At 58.7% G+C, this 24577-nt stretch carries 21 protein-coding genes; 9 read left to right on the plus strand and 12 right to left on the minus strand.

Annotated elements, in window-relative coordinates; translation table 11 throughout:
• Positions 1 to 195: 195 nt before the first annotated feature.
• The 7 genes from CKW31_RS28485 to CKW31_RS28515 are packed head-to-tail and all read right to left on the minus strand — an operon-like array spanning position 196 to position 6798.
• A complete protein-coding gene (locus tag CKW31_RS28485) occupies positions 196 to 1248 on the minus strand; it encodes an ABC transporter substrate-binding protein (RefSeq protein ID WP_095102343.1) in 1053 nt (350 codons plus the stop codon).
• Positions 1249 to 1281: 33 nt separating this feature from the next.
• Positions 1282 to 2424, minus strand: a complete 1143-nt coding sequence (locus CKW31_RS28490; RefSeq protein ID WP_095102345.1) for an FAD-binding oxidoreductase — start codon at positions 2422 to 2424, stop codon at positions 1282 to 1284.
• Entirely contained in the window at positions 2421 to 3791 is a 1371-nt protein-coding gene (locus CKW31_RS28495; RefSeq protein ID WP_095102347.1) for an FAD/NAD(P)-binding oxidoreductase, read from the minus strand. The genes CKW31_RS28490 and CKW31_RS28495 overlap by 4 nt, the downstream gene beginning before the upstream one ends.
• Positions 3788 to 4078 carry a (2Fe-2S)-binding protein gene (locus CKW31_RS28500; RefSeq protein WP_095102350.1) on the minus strand — a complete coding sequence of 97 codons (291 nt, stop codon included), beginning with the start codon at positions 4076 to 4078 and terminating at the stop codon, positions 3788 to 3790. Before CKW31_RS28500 ends, CKW31_RS28495 begins: the two co-directional genes overlap by 4 nt.
• A gap of 24 nt (positions 4079 to 4102) precedes the next feature.
• Positions 4103 to 4897 (minus strand): ABC transporter permease, encoded by a 795-nt coding sequence (locus tag CKW31_RS28505; RefSeq protein ID WP_095102352.1) that lies wholly within the window; start codon positions 4895 to 4897, stop codon positions 4103 to 4105.
• A 3-nt stretch (positions 4898 to 4900) separates the two neighbouring features.
• Positions 4901 to 5773: an ABC transporter permease gene (locus CKW31_RS28510; protein WP_095102354.1), complete on the minus strand. Its 873-nt coding sequence runs from the start codon at positions 5771 to 5773 to the stop codon at positions 4901 to 4903.
• A complete protein-coding gene (locus CKW31_RS28515) occupies positions 5770 to 6798 on the minus strand; it encodes an ABC transporter ATP-binding protein (protein ID WP_095102360.1) in 1029 nt (342 codons plus the stop codon). The genes CKW31_RS28510 and CKW31_RS28515 overlap by 4 nt, the downstream gene beginning before the upstream one ends.
• 250 nt (positions 6799 to 7048) lie before the next feature.
• Here CKW31_RS28515 and CKW31_RS28520 point away from each other — a divergent pair, with 250 nt between their 5' ends.
• From CKW31_RS28520 to CKW31_RS28535, 4 genes are all read left to right on the plus strand, one after another.
• A complete protein-coding gene (locus tag CKW31_RS28520) occupies positions 7049 to 7885 on the plus strand; it encodes an IclR family transcriptional regulator (RefSeq protein ID WP_095102363.1) in 837 nt (278 codons plus the stop codon).
• A gap of 449 nt (positions 7886 to 8334) precedes the next feature.
• Positions 8335 to 9954, plus strand: a complete 1620-nt coding sequence (locus tag CKW31_RS28525; protein ID WP_095102366.1) for a methyl-accepting chemotaxis protein — start codon at positions 8335 to 8337, stop codon at positions 9952 to 9954.
• A 93-nt stretch (positions 9955 to 10047) separates the two neighbouring features.
• Positions 10048 to 12102, plus strand: coding sequence for a PAS domain-containing sensor histidine kinase (locus CKW31_RS28530; RefSeq protein ID WP_095102369.1), 2055 nt, complete (start codon positions 10048 to 10050; stop codon positions 12100 to 12102).
• Positions 12103 to 12128: 26 nt separating this feature from the next.
• Positions 12129 to 12566, plus strand: a complete 438-nt coding sequence (locus CKW31_RS28535) for a YqaA family protein (RefSeq protein ID WP_095102372.1) — start codon at positions 12129 to 12131, stop codon at positions 12564 to 12566.
• 127 nt (positions 12567 to 12693) lie between these two features.
• On the opposite strand, the gene CKW31_RS28540 is transcribed toward CKW31_RS28535, so the two are convergent.
• Complete coding sequence (locus tag CKW31_RS28540; RefSeq protein WP_095102375.1) at positions 12694 to 13545, minus strand: CAP domain-containing protein; 852 nt, start codon at positions 13543 to 13545, stop codon at positions 12694 to 12696.
• A gap of 125 nt (positions 13546 to 13670) precedes the next feature.
• A complete protein-coding gene (locus CKW31_RS28545; RefSeq protein WP_095102378.1) occupies positions 13671 to 14078 on the minus strand; it encodes an SRPBCC family protein in 408 nt (135 codons plus the stop codon).
• 176 nt (positions 14079 to 14254) lie between these two features.
• On the opposite strand from CKW31_RS28545, the gene CKW31_RS28550 reads away from it, so the two are divergent.
• Complete coding sequence (locus CKW31_RS28550) at positions 14255 to 15145, plus strand: serine hydrolase (protein WP_095102381.1); 891 nt, start codon at positions 14255 to 14257, stop codon at positions 15143 to 15145.
• A 488-nt stretch (positions 15146 to 15633) separates the two neighbouring features.
• Here the strand turns inward: CKW31_RS28550 and CKW31_RS28555 are convergent, their stop codons facing one another.
• Together CKW31_RS28555 and rtcR are read right to left on the minus strand one after the other, a co-directional pair.
• A complete protein-coding gene (locus CKW31_RS28555) occupies positions 15634 to 16380 on the minus strand; it encodes an NUDIX domain-containing protein (protein WP_095102385.1) in 747 nt (248 codons plus the stop codon).
• Between the two features lie 36 nt (positions 16381 to 16416).
• Positions 16417 to 18033, minus strand: a complete 1617-nt coding sequence (rtcR, locus tag CKW31_RS28560; RefSeq protein ID WP_095102391.1) for an RNA repair transcriptional activator RtcR — start codon at positions 18031 to 18033, stop codon at positions 16417 to 16419.
• 269 nt (positions 18034 to 18302) lie between these two features.
• Between rtcR and CKW31_RS28565 the strand changes: the two genes are divergently transcribed.
• From CKW31_RS28565 to rtcA, 4 genes are read left to right on the plus strand one after another with little or no spacing between them, the layout of a single operon-like run.
• Positions 18303 to 19529, plus strand: coding sequence for an RtcB family protein (locus CKW31_RS28565; protein WP_095102393.1), 1227 nt, complete (start codon positions 18303 to 18305; stop codon positions 19527 to 19529).
• A gap of 4 nt (positions 19530 to 19533) precedes the next feature.
• On the plus strand, positions 19534 to 20874 hold the full coding sequence (locus tag CKW31_RS28570) for a HEAT repeat domain-containing protein (RefSeq protein ID WP_095102396.1): 1341 nt from the start codon (positions 19534 to 19536) through the stop codon (positions 20872 to 20874).
• A 30-nt stretch (positions 20875 to 20904) separates the two neighbouring features.
• Positions 20905 to 21699 carry a nucleotidyltransferase domain-containing protein gene (locus tag CKW31_RS28575; protein WP_371856831.1) on the plus strand — a complete coding sequence of 265 codons (795 nt, stop codon included), beginning with the start codon at positions 20905 to 20907 and terminating at the stop codon, positions 21697 to 21699.
• A gap of 24 nt (positions 21700 to 21723) precedes the next feature.
• Positions 21724 to 22752 carry an RNA 3'-terminal phosphate cyclase gene (rtcA, locus tag CKW31_RS28580; RefSeq protein ID WP_095102410.1) on the plus strand — a complete coding sequence of 343 codons (1029 nt, stop codon included), beginning with the start codon at positions 21724 to 21726 and terminating at the stop codon, positions 22750 to 22752.
• A gap of 55 nt (positions 22753 to 22807) precedes the next feature.
• Here the strand turns inward: rtcA and CKW31_RS28585 are convergent, their stop codons facing one another.
• Positions 22808 to 24448 carry a methyl-accepting chemotaxis protein gene (locus tag CKW31_RS28585; RefSeq protein WP_095102418.1) on the minus strand — a complete coding sequence of 547 codons (1641 nt, stop codon included), beginning with the start codon at positions 24446 to 24448 and terminating at the stop codon, positions 22808 to 22810.
• Between the last annotated feature and the right edge of the window lie 129 nt (positions 24449 to 24577).

A 24577-nucleotide genomic window follows, 5' to 3' on the forward strand; every position in this document is an offset into this window, starting at 1 on the left:
CGGTCCTTATGGCCCTCAAAACACGCATGAAGGCGAACGGGAAGGCCCCGAAGGAAATCATATGTGCGGCCATGCGCAAGCTGTTGCATCTGGTGTACGGAGTGCTCAAGTCGGGGAAACCCTATGACCCTGACATCGCGCTTGCTCGATGAGGGTCAAGACGGTATCTACAGGGACGAGGGGCCGGCGTTTTAACTACCGCTCCACAGTCCTGTTCCAGCGCGCATTCCATTCTGGGCGGGTCTGGTTGACCTGATCCCAATCAATGGTCACTGCAGTTTCCAGGTACTTGTTCATTGCGTCGACCTGAGCTTTGGTCTTGTCGGTGGTCGGGGTTTTCGGGTTGGACGGGATCTGGTCACCGAACTCCAGCGCTGGCGCCTGAGCTTCTGGCGTCAGCAGATAAGCCGCCAGCTTCTGTGCCAGTTCCGGCTGGTCGTTTTTAGCGATGGCGCACTCGGCCACGTTAAGCACCACGCCACCTTCTTTCGGCGGCGCGTATTCGACGGGCACGCCCTTGATCTTCAACGCCGTGACTTGAGTGGGCGTGAGCGGGAACAGCGCGGCTTCACCGGTCTGCACCATCTCGGAAATCTTCGCCGAGCTGGCGATGTATTCCAGTACGTTCGGGCCCACAGTTTTCGGCCAGGCCTTGAAACCTGGCTCTACGTCGGTCTCGCTGCCGCCCTGAATGCGGTTGAACATCAGGAAACCGTGCAGGCCGAAGGTGGACGAGGCCATGGACTGGAAGACCACTTTCTCCTTGAACTTCTTGTCCGCCAGATCCATCCACGAGGTCGGCGCGGCCCAGCCATTTTCCTTGAACATTTTCGTGTTGTACGCCAGCCCGGTTACGCCAAGGCTCACGGCGGCGGCTTCATCCTTGATCTTCGCCTTGGCTGGCAAGTCCGCAAGGGAAGCGCTCGGCTGCAACTTGTCGCACAGACCCATGGAAATCGCCCGGTACATGATGCCGTCATCGAGGAACATCACGTGCATCTGCGGGTTGTCTTTACTGGCCTGAACCTTGGCGAGGATGTCCGAAGAGGTGCCCGGCACGATCACCACTTTTACGTCGTTGGCTTTCTCGAAAGCAGGCAACACCTGATCGGCATAGAGCCGCTCCATGGTGCCGCCGTTCATGCCCAGATAAAGGGTCGTTGCGGCGTGGGCCGGGGAGGCGACCAGCAATGCCGCCAATGGCAGGCTCGACAAGCCGGTAAATGCGATGCGTTTTAAGTTCTTCATTGCAGCGACCTTCCTCTGTGCAAAGTGATGAAATCAATGGCTAACGGTATTACAGGGTTGGGCAGTGTGTTGAAAACGGCGGACGGAAAAAGCGTCCAGGGAAATCGTTGACTGGCCGGTGCAAACGTACTCGGCGAGGGCTTCACCCGCGGCGGGGCCGATCTGGAATCCAGAACCCGCAAAACCGAAGCCATGCAGCAGGCCCGGTTGCAGCATGCTCGGGCCGAGGACCGGCTCGCGATCCGGCAAGTAACCTTCGGTGCCGCTCCAGGTGCGAATCGCCTGGGCTCCGGCCAGCGGCGGGTACAGCTCGACTGCGTTGCGCAGGATCTCCAATACAGCGGCTTGCCCCGGCCTGGCGCGGGCGGGGTCCAGCGCGAAGCCCTGACCGCCGCCCAGTACACAATTGCCTCGGGCGACCTGCCGGGCATAGATGCCACCGCCCTCGACGCCGGTGCTGACATCCATGAACATCGGCAGCGGCTCAGTGACCAGCATGGCGGGATGGCCCGATACCATGGGCACCGGTTCGCCAAATTGTGCAGCCAGATCGCCGGCCCAGGCACCCGCGCAATTGAGCAACCACGGGGCGCGCAGGTTAAGGCCGCTGGCCGTGCGGACCACAAATGCCTGGCCGTCATGGCTGACGTCAATCACCTCGGCCTGTTCGAAAACTTGCGCGCCAGCCCGCCTGGCTGCCTGGGCGAATGCCGGGGACACCAGTCTTGGGTTGGCGTGGCCGTCGTCGGCACACAACGAAGCGCCCACCGCGACATCCCCCGCCCAAGGAAAGCGCGCCCGTAACTGCTCGCGATCCAGCAGTTGCAGCTCCAGCCCGAAGCCGCGACTGACTTCGGCATAAGCGCGCAAGGCGTTCATGTCGGTCTCACTGCGGGCCAGCTTCAGGTGCCCCGAGCGCTGATATTCACCATCAGTGCCAATCAGCTCGCGCAAACCGCTCCAGATGGTGTGGGCGCGTTGCGACAACGGCAACTGGCTCAGCGGCCGCCCCTGACGGCGTACGCCTCCGTAGTTGACACCACTGGAATGCGAGCCGCAGAAGTCACGTTCCAGCAAGGTCACGCGTCTGCCCTTCAAGGCTAAAAACAGGGCGGCTGATGCGCCGACGATGCCGCCGCCAATGATCAGTGCATCGCTTTCAATCGCGGCGCTCATGACTGGGCCTCCACACCAAACGGCAACGGCTTGATCGGTGCCTGGCCGCGTAGCCGACCAATGCCTTGCAGCTCCCGACCGCTGCAGTGCGCGACGATCTCCGTTGCTGCCAGTCCGCACATCCGGCCCTGGCAGCGCCCCATGCCAACCCTGCACATGGCCTTGACCCGATTGATTTCCCAGTGACCTTCGTCGACCACTGTACGAATATCGCCTGCGCTGACTTCCTCACAGCGGCAGATAATGGTTTCGTCCGGAACCTTCGCGGCCCAGTCAACGGGAAAGGGGAAAGCGGTTTCCAGCCCGTGACGAAAGCGCTGAATGCTTGCCAGTTTGTTCTTTAATTGAACGCTGCGATTGTTATCAATGCTCTGTCCGATGTCTGCAAGCAAGGCCAGCGCCGCCAGTTCCCCGGCCATTTCCGCTGCGTCCGCGCCCATGATTCCTGCGCCGTCACCGGCGAGATAAACACCCGCAATGCTGCTGCGTCCGGCGTCATCACGCGCGGGCAGCCAGGCGCGATTAAGCGCGCTCCACTGAAAATCGCAGCCGAGCAGGTCAGCCAGTTGCGTCTCGCTGCGCAGTGCATGAGCGAAAGCCACGGCGTCGCAACTCAGCGTTTGTACGCTGTTGCTGCCTTGCCACTGGACGGTATTGGCCCGCTTGTGACCGTCGATACGTTGCAATGTCGCGCCTTGGTGGACGGCGACACCGTGAGCGGTCAGCCAGGCGCGGTAATACAAACCTTTGGCCAGCGTCAGCGGTTGGCCAAGCAGTGCGGGCAGGGCGCGGCACTGGGCGGAAAAGGGCGCGCTGTCCAGGACTGCAACCACATTCGCACCGGCCTTGGCGTATTGATACGCGACCAGGTAAAGCAGCGGACCGCTGCCGGCAAACACGATCCTTTCGCCGATGGCGCAGCCCTGGTATTTCAGGGCGATCTGCGCCGCACCCAGGCTGTAGACACCCGGCAAGGTCCAGCCAGGCACCGGCAGGATGCGATCGGTGGCACCGGTCGCGATGATCAGATGACTGTAATCGATGCTCCCGGCACGGTTCTCCTGCAGAGTATCGAGTCGCTGATCTTCGGCGTTCCATACCAGCGTTTGCGGACGATAATCGATGTGTGACGAAAGCTCGTCGAGGGTTTGGTGCACGGCGACGGCCTTGCCCGCTTCAAAGCCGTAGAGCGCTTTTGGATCGCGGCGGAAGTTCTCGGGTTGACGGCGATAGATCTGTCCGCCACCCCGCAGGCCCTCGTCCAGCAGGCAGGCTTTCACACCGTGGGCATGCAAGGTTTGCGCAGCACGAATGCCCGCAGGACCCGCACCAACGATCACCACCGACTGCGCGGTATTCGTATTCATAGTTGCCGTCCCGGATCACGGCTGACGACTTGCCCACCTTCAAGCAATGTCGAGCAGGCGCGCACCCGGCGGCCATCGCCCAGACGCACCCAGCAATCCTGACAAGCGCCCATCATGCAAAACCCGGCCCGGGGTTCGGCGCTGAAGTCGCTGCCGCGCAGATGTTCGCTGCTGGTCAATACCGCGGTGAGCAAAGTATCGCCTTGCAGCCCGCTGGCGGGCTGACCGTCGAGGGTGAAGGCCAGCGCCGGGCGGTCTTTTTCGACCAGACGTTTGAGCAATGCCATGCGTTTCGCGCTCCAGGCCTCGGGTTAATGTTTGCCGACCAGCACTCGATCCAGGCCATAGACCCGGTCGAGGATGATCATGGTGGCGGCGGTCAACGCGATAACCAGCGCGGAAACGGCGGCCATCATCGGATCGATGGACTCTGTGGCGTAGACGTACATCCGCACCGGCAGGGTCTGGGTCGAAGGCGAAGTGACGAAGATCGACAGTGTCACCTCGTCAAAGCTGTTGATGAACGCCAGCAGCCAGCCACCGGCCACGCCGGGCAGAATCATCGGCAAGGTGATTTTGCGGAACAGCGTGAAGCGGCTGGCTCCCAGTGATTCGGCTGCCTGTTCGGCGCTTCGGTCGATACCGATGGCCGCGGCAATCACCAGCCGCAGTACATACGGGGTGATGATCACTACGTGGGCCAGGGTCAGCCAGAAGAAGCTGCCGTTGACGCCCATCAGCGCAAATAACCGCAGCATCGCCACGCCCAGCACCAGATGGGGAATGATGATCGGCGAGAGGAACAACCCGTTGAGGAAGTTGCGCCCCGGAAACTGATGGCGGGTAATCGCCAGCGCTGCGGGTACGGCAATGATCGTCGCCAGCGTGGCGGCGACAAACGCCAGAATCAGGCTGTTATAGAACGAGTCGATGAAGTCGGCACGCTCGAAGATCGCCCGGAACCAGCGCAGGGAAAAACCAGAAGTCGGTAAGCTGAGGGTGTTTTCTGGCGTGAAAGCCACCAGACAGACCACCACCAGTGGCGCGAGCATGAACACGACGACGAGGGCGTGGAACGACAGGGCCAAAGGACCGTTTCTAGACATGGTTCATTCCCCCAGGGTTTTCTTGTAGCGACCTTCGACCATGCGGTTCCAGGACAGCATGACCAGCAGGTTGACCAGCAACAGCGCCACCGCAATGGTCGCGCCCATGGGCCAGTTCAGCTCCGAGAGGTATTGGTCGTAGACCACCGTGGCGACCATCTTCAGGCGGCGTCCGCCGAGCAGGCCGGGGATTGCGAAAGAGCTGGCCGACAAGCCAAAGACAATCAGCGTGCCGGACAACACGCCGGGCATGACTTGAGGCAACACCACCAGGCGCATCACCTTGGCCTGACTGGCGCCGAGGGACAGGGCTGCCTGTTCAGCCGCCGGGTCGAGCTTCTGCAGTGAGGTCCAGATCGGAATGATCATGAACGGCAGCATCACGTGCACCAGTGCAATGATCACGGCGAACGGGGTGTAGAGCATTTTGACTGGCTGGCCGCCCAGCGCTTGTATGCCCTGATTTATCAAGCCGTCGGCACCCAGCAGCAGGCTCCAGCCGAAAGCGCGCACCACCACGGAAATCAGCAGCGGCGTGAGGATCAGAATCAGAAAGATCGAACGCCAGGGCGTGCCCATGCGGCTCAGAATGTAAGCCTCAGGCACACCGATAACCACGCACAGCAAGGTCACCAGCGCACTGATCCAGAAGGTGCGCAGGAAGATTTCGTAGAAGTACGAATCGGTCAGCACCTCGCCGTAGTTGGCCAAGGTGTAGGAATCGCTTTTGACCCCGACTTCATAGTCGAAGACGTTGAACGACAGGATCAGTGTGAGTGCCAGCGGGACCAGCAGCAGGCAGGTAAACATCACCAGCGCCGGTGCCGACAGTAAATAGCCGCGGCCGCCACGGCGCATATCACTCAGCAGGCTCATGGGTGCACCTCGTCGGCGTCCAGTACCCGCAGCAAACCGGCTGGCCAATCCATGCCCACCGCGGTGCCTTCTTCCATTGGCGCATCGCCGTCGTTGCGGCGTACCACGGTCAACTCGCCGATCGCGGTTTCGATGCGATACAGCCATTGACTGCCGAGGAAGTAGCGGGTGATGACCTTGCCTTGCAAACGCCCTGTGCCAGCTGCTACCAGATCGATCTTTTCCGGGCGCAGACTCAGGGTCAACGCACCGTCGCCCGGTGTCTGCCGCACTTGAGCGCAACCCTGGCTGTCCAGATCACCGGGCAGCATGTTGGCCTTGCCAACGAAGCTGGAGATGAACCGGGTGCGAGGGTGTTCATACAGCTTGTAGGGTTCGTCGATCTGGGTGATACGCCCGGCCTGCATGACCACCACGCGGTCACTGATGGACAGCGCTTCAGCCTGATCGTGAGTCACCATCAACGTGGTAATGCCGACTTCGCGCTGAATGCGGCGAATCTCGAATTGCATCTCTTCACGCAGGTTGGCATCGAGGTTCGACAGCGGCTCATCGAGCAATAAGACCGGCGGCTCAATCACCAGCGCTCGCGCCAGTGCAACCCGTTGCCGTTGACCGCCCGACAGCTCACGCGGGTAACGCTGGGCGTGCTGGCTCAGGCGTACCAGTTCCAGCACTGTTGCCACTCGGCGCTGAATGTCCGCCGCCGGCACTTTGCGCATGCGCAGGCCAAAGGCGACGTTGTCAGCAACGCTCATGTGGGGGAAGAGGGCGTAACTCTGAAACACCACCCCCAGGCCGCGACTGCTGGGTTTGGCGTGAGTGATGTCACGGCCATCAAGGATGATGCGCCCGTCGCTGACATCAACGAAGCCGGCGATCATTTGCAGGGTAGTGGTCTTGCCGCAGCCCGACGGGCCCAGCAGAGAAACGAATTCGCCTTTCTCCACCGCCAGATTCGTGGCGACCACGGCGTCGATGCTGCCGTAGCGTTTGGAGAGACCTTCAAGCTGCAAAAAAGCCATAGCTGCGTTCCACCTTTTCATCACGCACAGCGTTGCGGTGCGTTTTTGTTATGGGCAGATGCGAAATGAAAGCTTTGCAGTTGCTGTGGACGTTGGTGCTCGATCTGGGTCGGCTACCAGGTTTTGTTCAAATCGCCCTGTGGACTGAGATTAAGACGAAGACTAGGATGGGCGAAAGGGTGAATTTCACTGGATGGTATATTTCTTTCAGTTCTTTCGTTCAATGAATTAGTTATCGATAAGTGATCATATGAATTCCACTGAGCGGAATGAAAATCCAAAGGACACCGGTGTGGGTGCGGTCTCGCGCTTATTCGCAGTGCTCCGTTGCCTGGGCGACTGCTCTGAAGAGGGCGAGCGCGTGACCCAGCTCGCCCAGCAGGTCGGCCTATCGCAGCCCACCACACACCGCCTGCTGCGCAGCCTCATGGATGAAGGCATGGTCGAGCAGGATCAACGCAGTAAACGCTATCGCCTGAGCATTGAGTTCTTCGCCCTGGCTGCAAAGGCGGGCAAGACCAGCAATCTGCGTGACGTAGTCCGCCCGAGCATGCTGCGCCTCTCGGCCTCCCTTGGAGATTCACTGTTCCTGCTGGCGCGCAGCGGCTTCGATGCCGTCTGTCTGGATCGCAGCGAAGGTCCTTACCCGATTCGCACCTTCACCGGTGACATCGGCGGGCGCGTTGCATTGGGTGTGGGGCAGGGCAGTCTGGCGATCCTCGCTTACCTGCCGGAAGACGAACGCGACACCGTTATCCGCTACAACTTGCCACGCCTCAAAGACTTTCACCTCTACGATGAAGTGTTCCTGCGCTCAGAGGTGGAAAACGTCCGCCGCCTCGGCTACGCCGCCCGCAACACCGGCGCACTGCCGGGCATGGCCGGTCTGGCGGTGCCTATCTTTGACCGCGAAGGCCGCTCGGTCGCCGCCCTCAGCGTCGCCACCATCAGCGACCGCCTCGGGCCGGACCGGTTGTTGACCGTGGTGGAGCTGCTCAAGAGAGAGGCTGCAGTGATCAGCGCAAGGATCAACCCGTTTGACCCGACCCTACGACGGCCGAGTCAGGTGTTTGGTCAGATGGATTGATCGCAATCCATTTTCTGTAGGCGCTGCTTAAGGCTGCGATGCGATTGCCCTGACGCACCGCCATCGCAGCCTCTGTTTGCTGCGAACTGACGGGTAACTGTCTGAATGTACGCCTAACCCTGTGGGACCGGATTTATCCGGGAAGGGGCCTGTGCATTCACGAAATTTTATCGTCAGCAATACCGTCTTCCCGGATGAATCGGTTTCAAACGTCCCGTTTTTTAACGTGTCGCGGCGGCGCGCCATTGAACGCCGCATAATTCACGTTTGAAACACCACGCATCAATATCCACCTCCCTCAAACGATCAGCGGCTCTCAAGAACCCGCCCCTAAAGCCGATGCGCAAACAGGCACGTTACGAGCCTCTCGCCCGTAACCTTTGTACAGGGAAGTCGACATTTTCCGATCTGCGCGCTGCCGCAGATTACCCTCCCGAGGTGTTCGTTTTATGGCTAAATCCCTCCGACTCCAGATCCTGGGCATGCTGGGTGGCAGTCTGGTGCTGGTGCTGCTGATTGCGCTGGCCTGTTTCCAGTTTCTTTCCAACAACGTGCAGTCCTATCGCGGCTTGCTCGAAGGTCCGGTGCATGCCTCGCAATTGGTCGATGAAGCCAATCTTGAGTTCAAGATTCAGGTGCAGGAGTGGAAGAATGTGCTGCTGCGCGGCAAGTTACCGGCCGATCGTGACAAGTTCTGGGCACAGTTCGAGGCGCAGGAACGTAAAGTCCAGGAATCCCTCGGCAAGCTGTCGTTAGTGCAGGGCGTGCCGGCCTCGACGCTTAATCAAGTGCAGAAACTGATGGAAGAGCACAAGGCTTTAGGTACGGCTTATCGCAAAGGGCGTGATGCATTCATTGCTGCAGGTGGTGATCCGGTCGCAGGTGATGTTGCGGTGAAGGGCGTCGACCGTGCCGCCAGTGAGCAGATGAGTCAGTTGGTAGACAGCTTGCGCAAGAACAGCGCCGAGCAATCGGTGATGATCAGCAACGCAGCCGACCGGACCATTCTGTTTGGCGCCTTGATCATGCTCGCGTCTGCGGTATTGGTCGGTCTGCTGACATGGTGGCTGGTCAATCGTAACCTGATCGCGCCGATCCGCATGTTGATCGACTACGTTGCCCAGTTAAGCCAAGGCAAGTTCGGCGAGCGGGTCAATATCACCCGTCAGGACGAACTCGGCCATCTGGCGGTGGCAGCCAATATCCTCCGGGACTTCCTGGCGGATACATTCAACCGGCTCAAGCGCAGCACGTCGGACCTGGACACGGCGGGCAACGAGTTGAAGTCCATCGCTACACTGATGGCCCAGGGCACCCACGAGCAGTTCGAACGTACCGACCAGGTCGCGACGGCCATGACGGAGATGTCGGCAACCGCGCAGGAAGTCGCCCGGCATGCTGCTCAGGCAGCCAAAGCTGCGGATGACGCCGATCACCATGCCCGGGAAGGCGACAAGGTCATGCAGTCGACCATGAGCACTATCAGCTTGATGCGCAGTGAAATCGGCAATACCGCCAATGTGATTCAGCGTCTGGAAACTGACAGCGTGCGCATCGGCAAGGTACTTGAAGTGATTCGTGGTATCGCTGATCAGACCAATCTGCTGGCGCTGAACGCGGCCATCGAGGCTGCGCGAGCCGGTGAAGCCGGGCGCGGTTTCGCGGTGGTGGCTGACGAAGTGCGGACGTTGGCGCAACGCACGGCAGTGTCCACTGCCGAAATCAACCAGATCATCAGCTCAGTACAGACCGGTGCCAGCGATGCGGTCATAGCGATTCAAGGTGGTCAGAGTCGTAGCGAAGAGAGTGTGGAGCAGGTCAGTAATGCCAGCGCCACGCTTAACCGTATTACCACTGCCGTGGAAGCCATTCGTGATATGAACCGGCAAATTGCTACGGCGGCTGAAGAACAGACGTCAGTGGCGGAGGATATTTCCCGTAATCTCACGGAAATTACCGCGATTGCCAGCACCAATCAGGACAACGTCAAGCGCACCCAGGCGGCCAGCCATGATCTACATGGGCTGTCTGTAGGATTGAATGATGTCATTTCACGCTTGAGCGCCTAGTCATCGCAACGACTTGTAATACCTCAGCCGCACCGGCACCATTCACCGCAATCGGCCGCCAGGCTTTGGCATCACGATAAACGATGGTAGGGCATGAGCAGCGATTTTAAGGATAAAAGGCCAGATAACAGCGGGCCGCTTGAGTTTCCGGCGAAAGATGCGGCTGAACGGCTGCAGCTCGCACTGGATGCCGATGCGATCATCGGCACCTGGGTCTGGCATGTGCAGGACAACCACGTCATTGGTGATGATCGTTATGCCGCCACGTTTGGCCTGACTGCTCAGGAGGCCGTGGAAGGCCTGCCGCTGGAGAAGGTCACGGCCTCCATCCACCCTGATGACAGGGCGCGTGTCGAAAGCGAAATCGGTCTGACCTTGCTGCGTGGCGGTGTTTTCAAATGCGAATACCGTGTGCTGCATCGCGATGGCTCTTATCGCTGGCTGGAAGCCAAGGGGCGCGTCGAGTTCGACGAGGGGCGCCAACCGACGCGTTTTCTGGGCGTTCTTCTGGATATCGAGCTGCGCCGCGAGGCTGAAGTCGAGCGCGATCGCATCACGACGCTGTTACGCACTTTTACCGCAGCAGTTCCAGGCGTGGTCTACGCCAAGGACCGCCAGGGGCGCATGCTGGTTGCCAACCGTGGCACCACCGAGCTGATCGGCAAACCCCCCGAGTTTTATATCGGCAAGACCGACTTTGAGTATCTGGAGGATAAGGACCAGGCGCGCGTGATCATGGCCACTGATGAGCGGATCATGAGCGCTGGGGTGTCTGAACAGGTGGAGGAACAGGTCAGCCTGGCTGACGGCTCCGCAGCGACCTGGTTGTCGATCAAGTCACCGTTGTTCAGCGAAACGGGTGAAGTGATCGGGCTGATTGGTTCGTCCATTGATGTGACGGCCAGGAAACGGGCCGAAGCGGCGGTGCAGGAGCTCAACCAGACGCTGGAACAGCGCATTCGTGAAGCCATCAGCGAGCGTGAAGTGGTGGAGGAAGCGTTGCGTCAGTCGCAGAAGATGGAAGCGGTCGGGCAGCTCACCGGCGGCATTGCCCATGACTTCAATAATTTGCTGGCGGGGATTTCCGGCAGTCTGGAATTGATGCAGATGCGTTTGGGGCAGGGCCGGGTGGCGGATGTTGATCGTTATCTGGTGGTCGCTCAAGGCGCGGTGCAGCGAGCGGCAGCGCTGACCCATCGGTTGCTGGCGTTCTCGCGTCGTCAGACACTTGCGCCCATTCCCACCAACGTCAATGCCTTGATCATGGGGATGGAAGAGCTGATTCGGCGTACTGTCGGGCCCTCGGTGGATATTCAGGTTCGTGCTGGCACAGATTTGTGGACTGCATTGATTGATCCGGCACAGCTGGAAAACTCGTTGCTCAACCTGTGCATCAATGCCCGGGATGCCATGCCCCACGGCGGCAGCATCCTGATCGAGACACGCAATGAGTGTCTTGATGAAAGTCATGATCTCGACCCTGAAGTGCTGCCGGGCGATTACCTGAGTATCCGTGTCACTGACAGCGGCTGCGGCATGAGTGCCGAAGTGTCGGCCAAAGCCTTCGAGCCATTCTTCACCACCAAACCGGTCGGCGAGGGCACGGGCCTTGGTCTGTCGATGATCTATGGCTTCGCCCGGCAGTCGGGTGGCCAGATCAGGATTCGTTCAGAGGTGGATCGGGGCACAATGGTTTGCCTGCAGTTGCCTCGTCATGAACGAGAACTGGAGACTCCGGAGCTTGCATTGCCGGTCACCAGCAAAGCCTTGGCGGGGCAGGGTGAGACGGTTCTGGTCGTGGATGACGAGTCATCGGTTCGGATGCTCGTGACCGAGGTACTGAGCAGTCTTGGCTACGTGGCCATTGAAGCCGCCGACAGCCAGGCCGGGCTAAGGATTCTGCAATCGGACGTGCGAATCGATCTGTTGGTGACGGATGTAGGCTTGCCGGGCGGTATCAATGGACGGCAGATGGCCGATGCGGGTCGGCAATGTCGACCGGGTATGCCGGTGTTGTTCATCACCGGTTATGCAGAAACCACCGTACTCGACAAATGCCACCTTGAGCCGCAAACCGAAGTGCTGACCAAACCTTTCGCGCTGGAAGCGCTGGCTTCCCGGATCAAGGACTTGATCAAGGCCGTTTGACGATCCGTTGATGGGGTGGTGGTTGAGTGTTTGAGATTTCCAGCTACTTCGGGTTGTTTCTCGCTGCGTTCGGTGCGGCGACACTATTGCCCATGCAGTCTGAAGCGGTGCTGGTGGGCATGCTGCTTTCCGGGCACTACACCGTCGCGACGCTGCTGCTGGTCGCGACCTTGGGCAACGTGCTCGGCTCATTGGTGAACTGGCTGCTGGGTCGTTCCGTAGAGCGGTTTCGCCATAAACGCTGGTTCCCTGTCAGCGAAGCCAAACTTGAAAAAGCCCAGCGTTTCTATCTACGTTATGGACGCTGGTCACTGCTCCTTAGTTGGGTACCCATTATTGGCGATCCGCTGACGATGGTGGCTGGCGTGATGCGCGAACCGCTGTGGAGTTTTCTGCTGATCGTCACGTTTGCCAAAGGCATGCGGTATTTGCTGCTCACGGCAGCGACGCTGGGCTGGGCATGAATTAATGACGCGCTATCCTGGGTGATATCAATGCGCGATTCCGCCCTTGAATTCATGTCCTTCACCCACGTCGGTGTGAGGTCCGTAGTAACGGCTTTAGCCGCGAGGGGCTCATCACCAAACCCCATCACTGCGCACCAAACACGCCTGTCCAGTAAATGCCCGCATCGCTCTTGGGATCTACCGCGTAGGCCGCGCCCAGTTCATTGAACGCCGGATTCATCAGGTTGGCGCAGTGACCGGGGCTTGCCAGCCAGCCCTCGACGACCTTGGCGACGCTGCCTTGTCCGGCGGCAATGTTCTCGCCGATCTGCCGACCTGAGTAACCGGCCAGTTCTGCCCGATCACCCGGCATGCGGCCGTCGCGGTCCATGTGGTCGAAGAAATTGTTGTTGGCCATGCCCCGGCTGTGGTTTTCGGCCGCCGAGGCCAGTGCCGGGTTCCAGGTCAGCGGTGTGGTCGCAGCCACGGCCTGAGTGCCGCATTGGCGAGACTGTGCTCGCGCGGCGTTGATCAGCACCAACAGCTTTTGACCTTCGGCCTGCCAGTCTCCGAGACGGGCCGTCAGCAGTGGGCGAGCCAGCACGATGCGCCAGTCGCGTCCTTCGCGGCTCACACCGATGTCGACGAACTGCGGATCAAGCACGACCCGGCAGAAGCTTTCCTGAATGGTGTTCATGGCCGACTGTGCATCCCGCGGGCCAGACAGGCTGATCGCCTGCACATTGACCATCGGATAAGTGGCACGTGCCATGGCCTGCTGCAGATCTACCGGGCTGGTAGCAGAAAGAACCAGCCGAGTGTCTACGTTGAGGGGCGGCAACTCTTGTGAAACCTGATCGCCGCAACGCTGTGACTGATTGCGGAAATTGTTGATGGAATCGACCAGTTGTGACTCTTCCGACGCCACGGCGGTGGCGGCCAATACCAATCCCAGTGACAAGGTGGCAAAACGCAAAAAAGATAAAGTAACGCGCATTAATGTCTCCTTGAACTGACCGCGCCCATGATGCGCGATTTTGCGCTGTGCTGCGAAATGCCATTTATCGAAGCAATATTGAGGCTCAAGAGCGCTGTCAGTTCAGTGCCGCAGGTCCAGGAGGGTCAGAAATTGGCTTTGAGAGCTTCCAGTCCGCCTTGATAGACCTCAAGAAACACGGCTTCAGCCTCTGCGTCGGAGACGCCGTCAGGGGTGAAGCTGCCAGACCAGGTGATCAGCGTCTCGTGATCGCCCGCTGCGGCGACCACGACGGTCGCGAGGTAGTTAGTCACCGGAAACGGGCCTGTCACGATTGAATAGCTGTAGGTGCGGTTGGCTTCGTCGAAGGTTTGCAGCTTTTCGACAATGACTGCGCCGTCGGCTGTGGTTAGCGTGCGGACACGTCCGCCTTCGGAGGCTTCGCTGCTGGCAATGAACGGCAGCCAGTCCGGCAGGGACATAAAACCGCCAACCAATTGCCATACTTTGTCGGCGGATACGGGGACACGAATGTTTGCAGAGGCCGTTGCCATGGGATTTGCTCCTGAGGGTATGAGGGGATAGTAAACGCAATTGCATTGCGACTGACACCGTAGCGGTGATCTCGCTGTGGATCTTCATGTAAGCCATCCGGTTCCATGTCCCTGGCTGGGTAGCGTGCATTGGAGCTGCGGCTTATCCTTGTGCCGAACTTCCAGAGCTATTGCCCATGCCGTTCTCCCTCATCATCAACGGTGCCCCGGCCGTGACCGAACCGGCCGATGCAGTTGAGACACTTGTCCCCTGGTGGAGCTTCACTAAGACCGTCCTGGCCGCAACAGCGCTGACGCTGGTTCGTGATGGTCTTGTGGGGCTGGACGATCATGTTGCTGAAGGCTCGTTTACCCTGCGGCAATTATTGCGTCATCAGGCCGGTCTCGCCGACTACAGCGAATTGACCGAGTACCACGCTGCAGTGGCCAGCGGTTCTTGTCCTTGGCCTGCGGATGAAATGCTGCAGCGTCTGGACGCTACCCGATTGCGCTACACGCCCGGCGAAGGCTGGCGTTATTCGAATGTCGGCTACCTGTTCGTAGCCCGGTTGATCGAGCGACTGACGGGGCTTTCACTTGAAGAGGCACTCGTTCGGCGCGTGTTGTCTCCGTTGGGAGTAATGCGGGCGCGTTTGGCAAATACGGGCGAAGACTTGCAGAGTGCCTGTGGAGGCGTCGCACCTGGCTACGACTCGGGCTGGGTGTATCACCGTTTATTGATCGGGCCATTGGCAGAAGCGGCGCTGCTTCTCGATCGCTTGCTGTCAGGCAACCTGCTGCCGAGCTGGCTACTGGAAGAAATGCAGACAGCCCTTGTTCTGGGCGGCCCGTTGCCAGGCCGACCATGGCTGACTCCGGGTTACGGTCTTGGCTTGATGCAAGGCGGCGTAGCGGGTGGTCTGACATTGAGCGGCCACAACGGCGTAGGGCCGGGCAGTGTTTTGGCGGTATATCGCTGCGCTCACAGCCAGACCACCGTGACCTGCGCTGTTTTTCACGAAGGCCTGGAGGAAGCCTTGGTCGAAACCGAGCTGGTGCAGCGCATCACGTCAGCCCTTGAATCCTGACACTAAATGACGTGGGACCGGCTTTAGCCGGGAAGAGGTCATTAGATTCAATACATCTCTATCGTCAGAAATGCTGCTTCCCGGCTAAAGCCGCTCCCACGAGTTTTTTAGAGCTTCGCCTCTACCGCCATGAAGATTTCCTGCTTTTTAATCGACCGCTATTGCTCTGAAAGTCAGCGATGGTCAGCCCTTGAATCCTGACACTAAATGACGTGGGACCGGCTTTAGCCGGGAAGAGGTCATTAGATTCAATACATCTCTATTGTCAGAAATGCTGCTCCCACGAGTTTAGAGCTTCGCCTCTACCGCCATGAAGATTTCCTGCTTTTTGAATCGACCGCTGTTGCTCTGAAAATCAGCGATGGCCAGCCCTTGAATCCTGACACTAAATGACGTGGGACCGGCTTTAGCCGGGAAGAGGCCATTAGATTCAATACATCTCTATTGTCAGAAATGCTGCTTCCCGGCTAAAGCCGCTCTCACGAGTCTTACAGCTTCGCCTCCACCGCCATGAAGATTTCCTGTTTTTTGAATCGACCGCTATTGCTCTGAAAATCAGCGATCGTCAGCCCTTTGCTGTCAGCGATCTGGCTGACGATTTCGCGATTGGTCAGGCCGTTCTTTTCGTCGGCCAGATAGCTTTCAATCGACACCCATCTGGCTTCGGCAATTTCATCGGTGTCGATGACATTGATGGTTTGAGTCAACGGTTTGAGGCGGCAGATGAAGTGGATATTGGATTTGCCGAATTCATAGGGATGCCGGGTCGTGAAACCTAGAATCGCATCGAAGCTGACCTCGACGCCGGTCTCTTCCAGAACCTCGCGGACGATAGAGTCCTGAATTCGCTCACCCGGATCCACATGCCCGCCAGGCAAATTGAAGCTGGTAGCGCCTTGATCCCTGACCACCAGGATCTCGTTGTGCTGATTGATCACGATTGCACCGGCACCCACGATATGCGTCGGAATAAACGGCACGTAAGTCGATTCCTGAGGCTTTCGAACCAGCGTGAGGCTTTCGGGCAGGCAGCTGTGGAAGATGAAACCGTGCGCCACGAACTGCTCGACACTCGCGCATCGGGCGATGGGCAGGGTAATCCACGCGAGGCCCTTCTTTTCGGTTTCCATGAAAAGCAGAAAGCCCTTGATGGCGGCTTCAAGATCGGCCTTTTCAAAAGAAAAAGACGTCGGATCGATGATCACGCCGTTGTAATCGTTCAGCTTGTACTTCATTGAAAGTCCTGGATGACGTAGGTCAGTGTGGTGAGTTTAATCCTGTCCATTGATTTGCTTCCACTCAATGCCAAAACGCGCCAGATACTTGCGCAGACGATCTGCGTCATTGGGGTTCGCCTTGTTCAGGCGGGACACATCAAACAGTTTGCGTCCGGCATCCGACAGGCTTCGAGCGTTACGGCACACTTTGAGTACCGCCTCCAGCTGCAAGCGATCAAACAGATCCAGTTCGTTACCGTCGCCCAATACTGGTAATAGCTCATCTTGTCCGTCATTCTGATCGTCGTTCAGTGCCCAGGCATAGCGCAAGCGCTGTAGCTCCTCTTCGACCTGGGTTTCATCGATGCGGCCGCTGTCAGCCAGTGTCGCCATGCGCGTGATCGAGGCTGACAGCTCGCGAAAGTTGCCCGACCATATCGAGTCGTCATGATTGGCGAACGCCATATAGCGCTGCCGGGCTTCGCGATTGAAGCGTATCAGGCGTCCGTGTTCGCGGGCGTGGCGTTCCAGTTCGAAATCGATGTTCGGTTCGATGTCCTCGCGCCGTTTGGCCAGCCCGGGCAGATTGAACGTCCAGAGGTTGATCCGCGCGTATAGGTCTTCGCGGAATAAACCCTGCGCCACCCGATCGCGCAGGTCGCGGTGAGTGCCGGCAATAATCATGAAGTCGCTGGCCACTTCCTTGTCCGAGCCCATGGGCAGAAAGCGTTTCTCCTCAATGGCCTTGAGCAGCATGGCTTGTTCGTCTGCACCCAGCTCGCCGATTTCGTCCAGAAATAACATGCCGCCTTCCGCAGCCCGCAAGAGACCTTCGCGAGCAGCCAGGGCACCGGTAAACGCGCCTTTTATATGGCCGAACAAGGTCGACATGGCGCCATCGCCGCGCAAGGTCGCGCAGTTGACTTCGACAAAGCGTCCTTCGATCTGGTGTCGGCTGCGCTTGAGCTCGTAGATACGTCTTGCCAGAAACGATTTGCCTGCGCCGGTCGGGCCAATCAGCAGCATCGGAGCCTTGGAGCGCACGGCGACCTGCTCGATCTGTTCAATAGAGCGGTTGAACGCGGCGTTGCGCGTGGCGATGCCTGACTTGAGAAACGCGAGGCCCTCCAGTCTTTTATGGGTGAAGCGTGACGCGATGCGGTCGTAGCGCGAGAGGTCCAGATCGATCAGCGAATGGGTGCCGGTGGCTCGCGCTTCATCATTGTCTCGCCGAGACGGGGAAGTCTGAATCAGTCGGGCGGGCAGGTAGCGGGCTTCGGTGAGCAAGAACCAGCATATCTGCGCGACGTGAGTCCCGGTGGTGATGTGCACCAGGTATTGCTCGTTGTCAGTGTCGAAATCGTAGGCGGTGGTGAAATCATGCAGCGCGCCATACACCTCCTCGAAATCCCAGGCGTTGCGAAGAGCCATGGGGTGAAGGCGAACTTCGGTTTGCGGGGAGATTTGCCGGATGTCTTCAGCGACTCGCTGCGCCAGACTGACGTCCCGTGCAGTCTCGCCGTGGATCAGCTCCAGCCGGTGAATCTGCACATCTTCCTGCTGACACAGGCCAACGCTGGGGCGCCAGTGATTCCAGCGGTTGGCACCCTTGCCGACGCGGTCGAGTTTCGAGCCGATGAAGCCAATGGCTACAGTTCGTGTTGTAGACATGGTTATCTCAGAAGATAAAAAACGAGATACAAGGATAGATAATTCCGGCTTGAGGTGCCTCTTGTTTTTTGGATGTTGCGAGCGATTTATTATTTTGTCTATTTAAAACAATTAGTTATAAAGTTTATGGCTTCCCATTTTCAAGATTGGCATGGCTGCTGCAATTACCTGTTCCAAGCAGGGCCGGTTGACGCAATGAGTGCGAACCGCAGGCGTGCAACTCCGAGCCCATCGTTTTGAATAGCAGTCATTGAACAGAAGTAGAGATCATGGAAAAGAGCACTTACCAACTGCTGGAAGTCATCAACGGCAAACCCATCAAAATGTGGACCGAGGGCGTGCCGGTAGAGAATGAAGCCAAAGAGCAATTGATGAACACGGCGCGGATGCCGTTCATTTTCAAACATATGGCCGTCATGCCTGACGTGCATCTGGGCAAGGGTTCCACGATTGGCAGTGTGATTCCGACGGTGGGCGCGATCATTCCGGCGGCTGTGGGTGTGGATATCGGCTGCGGCATGATTGCCGCGCGAACCTCGCTCACGGCGGCAGACCTTCCGGACAATTTGTCGGGCCTGCGTAGCGCCATTGAAAAAGCGGTACCTCATGGCCGAACGTCGACGCGTTCCCGTCGTGACAAAGGCGCCTGGGACGAGATCCCGCAACAGGCGGATAACGTTTGGGGCGCGCTGTATCCGCGCTTCAAATTGATCACCGATAAATACCCTTCGCTGGCTAACACCAACAACCGCCAGCATCTGGGAACGCTGGGCACCGGCAACCACTTCATCGAGGTCTGCCTGGACGAGGCCAACCGTGTCTGGTTCATGTTGCACAGCGGCTCTCGCGGGGTAGGGAACGCCATCGGGAACCTGTTCATTCAGATGGCCCAGGCGGACATGCGGCAACACATTGCGGATCTGCCGCATCGTGATCTGGCCTATTTCGAAGAGGGCAGTCAGCACTTCGATGATTATGTGGAAGCCGTGGGATGGGCGCAGGATTTTGCCCGGCAGAACCGGGAGCTGATGATGCAGGCGGTGATTCAGGCCACGCGTCAAGTGATCAGCAAGCCGTTTCAAGTGGCGTTGGAAGCCGTCAACTGCCACCACAACTACGTGCAAAAAGAGCAGCATTTTGGTGAAGAAGTGCTGATCACCCGCAAAGGTGCGGTGTCGGCGAAGAAGGGCGAACTGGGGATTATCCCTGGCTCCATGGGGGCCAAGAGCTTCATCGTCCGCGGTTTGGGCAATGAAGAGGCTTTCTGCTCTTGCAGCCACGGTGCCGGGCGCACCATGAGCCGGACCAGAGCCAAGAACACGTTCACTGTGGAAGACCAGATTCGCGCCACGGCTCACGTTGAGTGCCGCAAGGACGCCGCAGTGATCGACGAGATTCCAATGGCCTACAAAGACATCGATAAGGTCATGCACGCCCAGCGTGAGTTGGTGGAAGTGCTGCATACCTTGCGACAGGTCGTATGCGTTAAAGGATAGGGCGATGAATGAGGTGATGACGTTCGAACACCTGCGAGACTGGCATTACCAGCTGACTGACCTTGAGGCCAGGTATGTTCGGGAGATCCAGGAAACTCATGATGCGGCCAGAGCCCTGGTGAAGCTGAGCCAGTTTGGCAATGGTTTTGTTCGCGAGGCAGCGGTGCAACGACTTGCCGGGCAGGCCTCCACTGAGGCACTGCTCGCGATCCTGGAGCGCTTGAATGATTGGGTGCCGCAGGTCAGGCAACAGGCGCAAAAGGCGCTCGAGCAGTTTCTGGTTGTGGAACGGGTTGACCTGCTGCTGCAAGCCCTGACGCCGTTATTGGCGTTGGGAGACAAGCAGCGCGTTGATCATCGCGACACCTTGCTCAAGGCTCGCAGCCTGTTATCGCTGCCGCAATTGCGTGAACAGGTCGGGCAAGCTTTTGCGTCATGCCGCGGCAGGGCTGCGCGGTTTGTCTTTGACCTGACGCTTGAGCACTGCGCGGACCGGCCTTCGTTTCTGGCCGCTGCGCTGATACATGAGGATGTCACGGTCAGGCAAAAGGCAGTCACTGCCTGCGCGGATTTACTGGCGACAGACGCTGTGCCGTTGCTTGAACGGGCACTGCAATCTTCGGCGGCCAGCCTTCGAGTGCAAGCGTTGCGGGGCTTGCTGAGCATGCTGGAGGGTCCGCGTGAGCATTTGCAGGCCGGGCTGCTCGATGGCTCCTCGGCCGTTCGCTGTCTGGCTCGTTGGGCTGCGCCGCGTTACGCCGTGGACAGCCGGGAAGTATTGCTGTCGCGACTGGACAAGGACGTTCCGTCCAGCAAGCGCGAATGGCTGGGGCTGCTCGGATTGGCGAAAGAGCTGGATCAGCCGCTGCCCGCTTCAGTGCTGCAAACTGCATTGAAGTCGCCTGTCGCCGTTGTTCGTGTGCAGGCGCTGCAATTATTGGGGGAGGCGGGTCTGGAGCAACAACTTGCAGCGCTGGACGATCAGTCTGACAAGGTGTTCCGTGCCGCAGTGCAACTGTTGAGTCAGCAGACGTGGTCGCGGTTCGATGCGCAACTTGATCAGCGTCTGGACAGCTACTGGTATGCCCTGAGTGATCAGCGTCGTGGGGCGTTGTTGCGGCTCAAGCCCGTGTGGCTTCAGTTGCAGTATCTGCTGCGACGTCACGAGCAGGCCACTGCGGATGCAGATGTCTGGCTAAATCATATCGTCGTCTGGTGTGAGGCTCAGTACACGCTGGTGGATCCGGTTACGCCGAAAGTGCAGCGCGAGGCGCTATTGCAGCGTTTACAGGCTATGGAAGATTCAGGTGAATTGAAGTCAGGCACGGTACGTCGCCTGCGTTGAATGTGAAACATGAAGGACAGGATTATGGAAATGGAAGATGCAGTCGCTCATCCCCTCAGCAGCGCCATGCGCGAACGGGTGCTGGATGAGCTGAAGCGCATAGAACGCGAGCATAACGTCACTGTGCTGTATGCCTGTGAATCAGGCAGTCGCGCCTGGGGTTTTGCGTCGACTGACAGCGATTACGATGTGCGTTTTGTGTATGTCGAGCGCCCGGAATGGTCCGTTCAGGTCGACGCGCCTCGGGATGTGATCGAGCGTCCTCTGGATGACGAACTGGACATCAGTGGCTGGGAGTTGCGCAAGACCCTCGGCCTGCTGCGCAAGTCCAATCCGACGTTGCTGGAATGGCTCGATTCGCCGTTGGTTTATCGCAGCGAAACCGCAGCGACCCAGCGTCTGCGCGAGCTGGCCGAGGCGTTCTACAGTCCGCCAGCGGCGCGCAATCATTACCTGTCGATGGCGAAGAAGAATTTTCGTGGTTATCTGCAAGGTGACGAGGTGCGGCTCAAAAAGTACTTCTATGTACTTCGGCCGTTGTTGGCGGTGCGCTGGATCGACCAGGGGCGGGGAAGGCCGCCCATGACGTTCACGGATTTGTTGGCCACGGTTGACGATCAAGCGCTGCTCGATGAAGTCGCCGAGCTGCTGGTCCTCAAGCGCAATGCCGATGAGGCCGCTTATGGCCCCCGGCGAGTCGCGTTACATGCCTTCATCACGGCAGAGCTTGAGCGTCCGGTGCCGGTGCTGAAGCGAACGGTTGAAGACAACGGATTACTGGACGAATACCTGCGGCAAATAGTTCGGCACTACGCAGAAGGGTGAAGCACACGCAGAAGGGTGAAACAGATGAAGCAGGACATGATTGAACTGGACGGATCCATTGGCGGCGGTCAGGTGTTACGTAGCGCCTTGAGCTTGTCGATGTTGACCGGTCGGACATTACAGATCGAAAACATCAGAGCCCGGCGCAGCCGTCCGGGCTTGCTACGCCAACACCTGACCGCAGTGCTCGCTGCTGCTCAAGTGTGTGGCGCCAGCGTCACGGGGGCGGAGTTGAGTTCCCAGCGTCTGCGCTTTGAGCCAGGCGTTGTTCGGGGTGGCGAGTACCGCTTTGCCATTGGCACCGCCGGAAGTTGCACATTGGTGCTGCAGACCTTGCTGCCCGCGCTGTTGCAGGCGTCGGAACCGAGCAGGGTGACGATCTCCGGTGGCACTCATAACCCGTTGGCGCCGCCGTCGGACTTCATCGAGCGAGCGTGGTTGCCACAATTGCGGCGTATGGGCGCTGACGTAGGGCTGAACCTGTTGCGTCATGGGTTTGTACCGGCCGGTGGCGGTGAGCTGGAAGTGCATATCAAGCCCTCGATGCTGAAGCCGTTGCATCTGACGGATCGAGGCAGGTTGCTTGAATCGCGAGCTATCGCATTGATCGCCGGGCTGGACAGGCAGGTTGCAGAACGTGAACTGCTGCACGCCGGGACGAGTCTGGATATCGCCTCTGAAGCCCGGCACTGTGTGGTGCTGGCTGAGGAGCGTGGCCCAGGTAACGTCCTGATGCTGGAGTTCGCCTGCGAACAGGTGACTGAGCTGTTCAGTGCTTTTGGTCAGTCAAGAGTGCGTGCCGAGGTTGTGGCGCAAGGCGCGGTGGAGCAGGCCCGGCACTGGCTGGGCAGCCCTGCGGCCGTCGGCGAGCATTTGGCGGATCAATTGCTGCTGCCGATGGCAATCGCGGGTGCTGGAAGCTTCACCACACCCTCAATGACGGAGCATTTGCAGAGCAACATTTCCGTCATTGAGCGCTTTCTGCCGGTGCGTTTCGACTGCCAGCAACAGGCTGAAAACCTGCTGCGGGTGGAGTGCAAATCCATCGTCTAAACGCGTAGCGGTTCAGCAGCGCGGCTCGCTCGAGCCGCGCTGCCCGATGTGCTGCTTACAAACGGAAGCGGCTGACCAGATTATTGAACGACAGCGCCAGATTCGACAGCTCTTGGGTGGAAGCGTTGGTCTGGTGCGCGCCAGCAGCCGTCTGGGTCGACAGGTCCTGGATATTGACCAGGTTGCGGTCCACTTCACGTGCCACGTTGGCCTGCTCTTCTGAGGCGCTGGCAATAACCATGTTGCGCTCGTTGATTTGCGAAATGCCCTCAGCGATTTGTTCCAGTGCTTCACCGGTAGCCTGAGCCAGGCTTTGGGTGTCGGTTACCAGAGACTGGCTTTTACCCATGGCGCGAACGGCCTGGTCAGCGCTGGTTTGTACCGAGTTGATCATGCCCTCGATTTCCCCGGTCGAAGCCTGGGTGCGCGCCGCCAAGGCGCGAACTTCGTCCGCTACCACCGCAAAACCACGACCTTGCTCGCCTGCGCGAGCGGCTTCGATGGCCGCGTTGAGGGCCAGCAGGTTGGTCTGCTCGGCAATTCCGCGAATCACATCCAGCACCTTGCCGATATCACGGACTTGTACGGCCAGGTCTTCGACCATGGTGGTGGAGGACGCGATTTCAGTGGTGGCATTATTGATGGCGGTCACTGCATTTCGGGCTTTGTCGCGACCGTTGGTGGCTTGCAGGCTGGTTGATTTCGACGCTTCTGATGTGGAAATCGCGTTACGTGCGACTTCTTCGACCGCTGACGTCATCTCGGTAACAGCGGTCGCTGCTTGCTGGATCTCGTCATTCTGGCGTACCAGGCCACGGCTGCCATTATCGGTGACGTCGGTCAATTCTTCGGCTGCGGAGGCCAATTGGTCAGAGGCGCTGGAGATTTGCTGAATGGTGCCTTTGAGGCTGATTTGCATATCGCTCAACGCGCTGAGCAACTGGCCTCCCTCATCGCGCCCGGTGCTGACGATATTCTGGGTCAAGTCTCCATTGGCAATGCGCTGAGCACTGGTTACTGCTGTTGCGATGGGGCGACTGATCAGGCGACTGATGAACAACCCAAGAGCAAGTGCGGCAATGAACGCCAGGGTAATGCCGGTGTAAAGCGCAGTCGTTGCCGAAGACTCCATGGCGTCGGCGTCTGCTGCACCTTCGCCGATCTGACGATTGTTGGATTCAACCATGAGCGTCAGTTCATCCATGACAATCCGATAACTTTTCTGCACATCACCGCGCAGCAACGCGTTGCCACCCTCAACATCACCGGCTTTCATGAGTGCCACAAACTTCTGCACAAATTCCTGATAAACCGGCCAATCCTTATCCATTTTGTCGCCAGCCAGACGTTCGTCATCGGCCAGGGGAGTCTTGCGGTAAGTCGAATAGGCCAGCTCACTAGCCAACTGATTAGCCTTCATGGACGCCAGCAGTTCATCTTTTTCGTTCTGCGGTGCATTGGTGCTGGTGGCGATGTACAGGCGATACATGTCACGCGATTGCTCCACAGCTTTGGCTTTCGCCTCTGCGGTTTTAGCCACCGACACCAGGTTATTGCTGAATACCAGTTTCAGGCTATCGGAGAGCTGAGAAACACCCCGGCTGCCAAGCAAGCCAACGCCCAAGGTGATAAAAGCGCAAAGCCCGAAGGCGGTAATCAATTTGGTCGACAGTTTTGCATCGTGCAGCCAACTCATCGGCATGTCCTGCAGAGATTGTTCGAAGAACGTTGGGAAATGACCCGCTCCGCCTGACGGAAGCGAATAGGTTACCTAAGCCTATCGGCAAGACTTTCCTGTCCTTAAGCGGGATCCAATCTTGCGAAG

The organism is Pseudomonas sp. Irchel 3A5, assembly GCF_900187575.1.
Classification (GTDB): domain Bacteria; phylum Pseudomonadota; class Gammaproteobacteria; order Pseudomonadales; family Pseudomonadaceae; genus Aquipseudomonas; species Aquipseudomonas folii.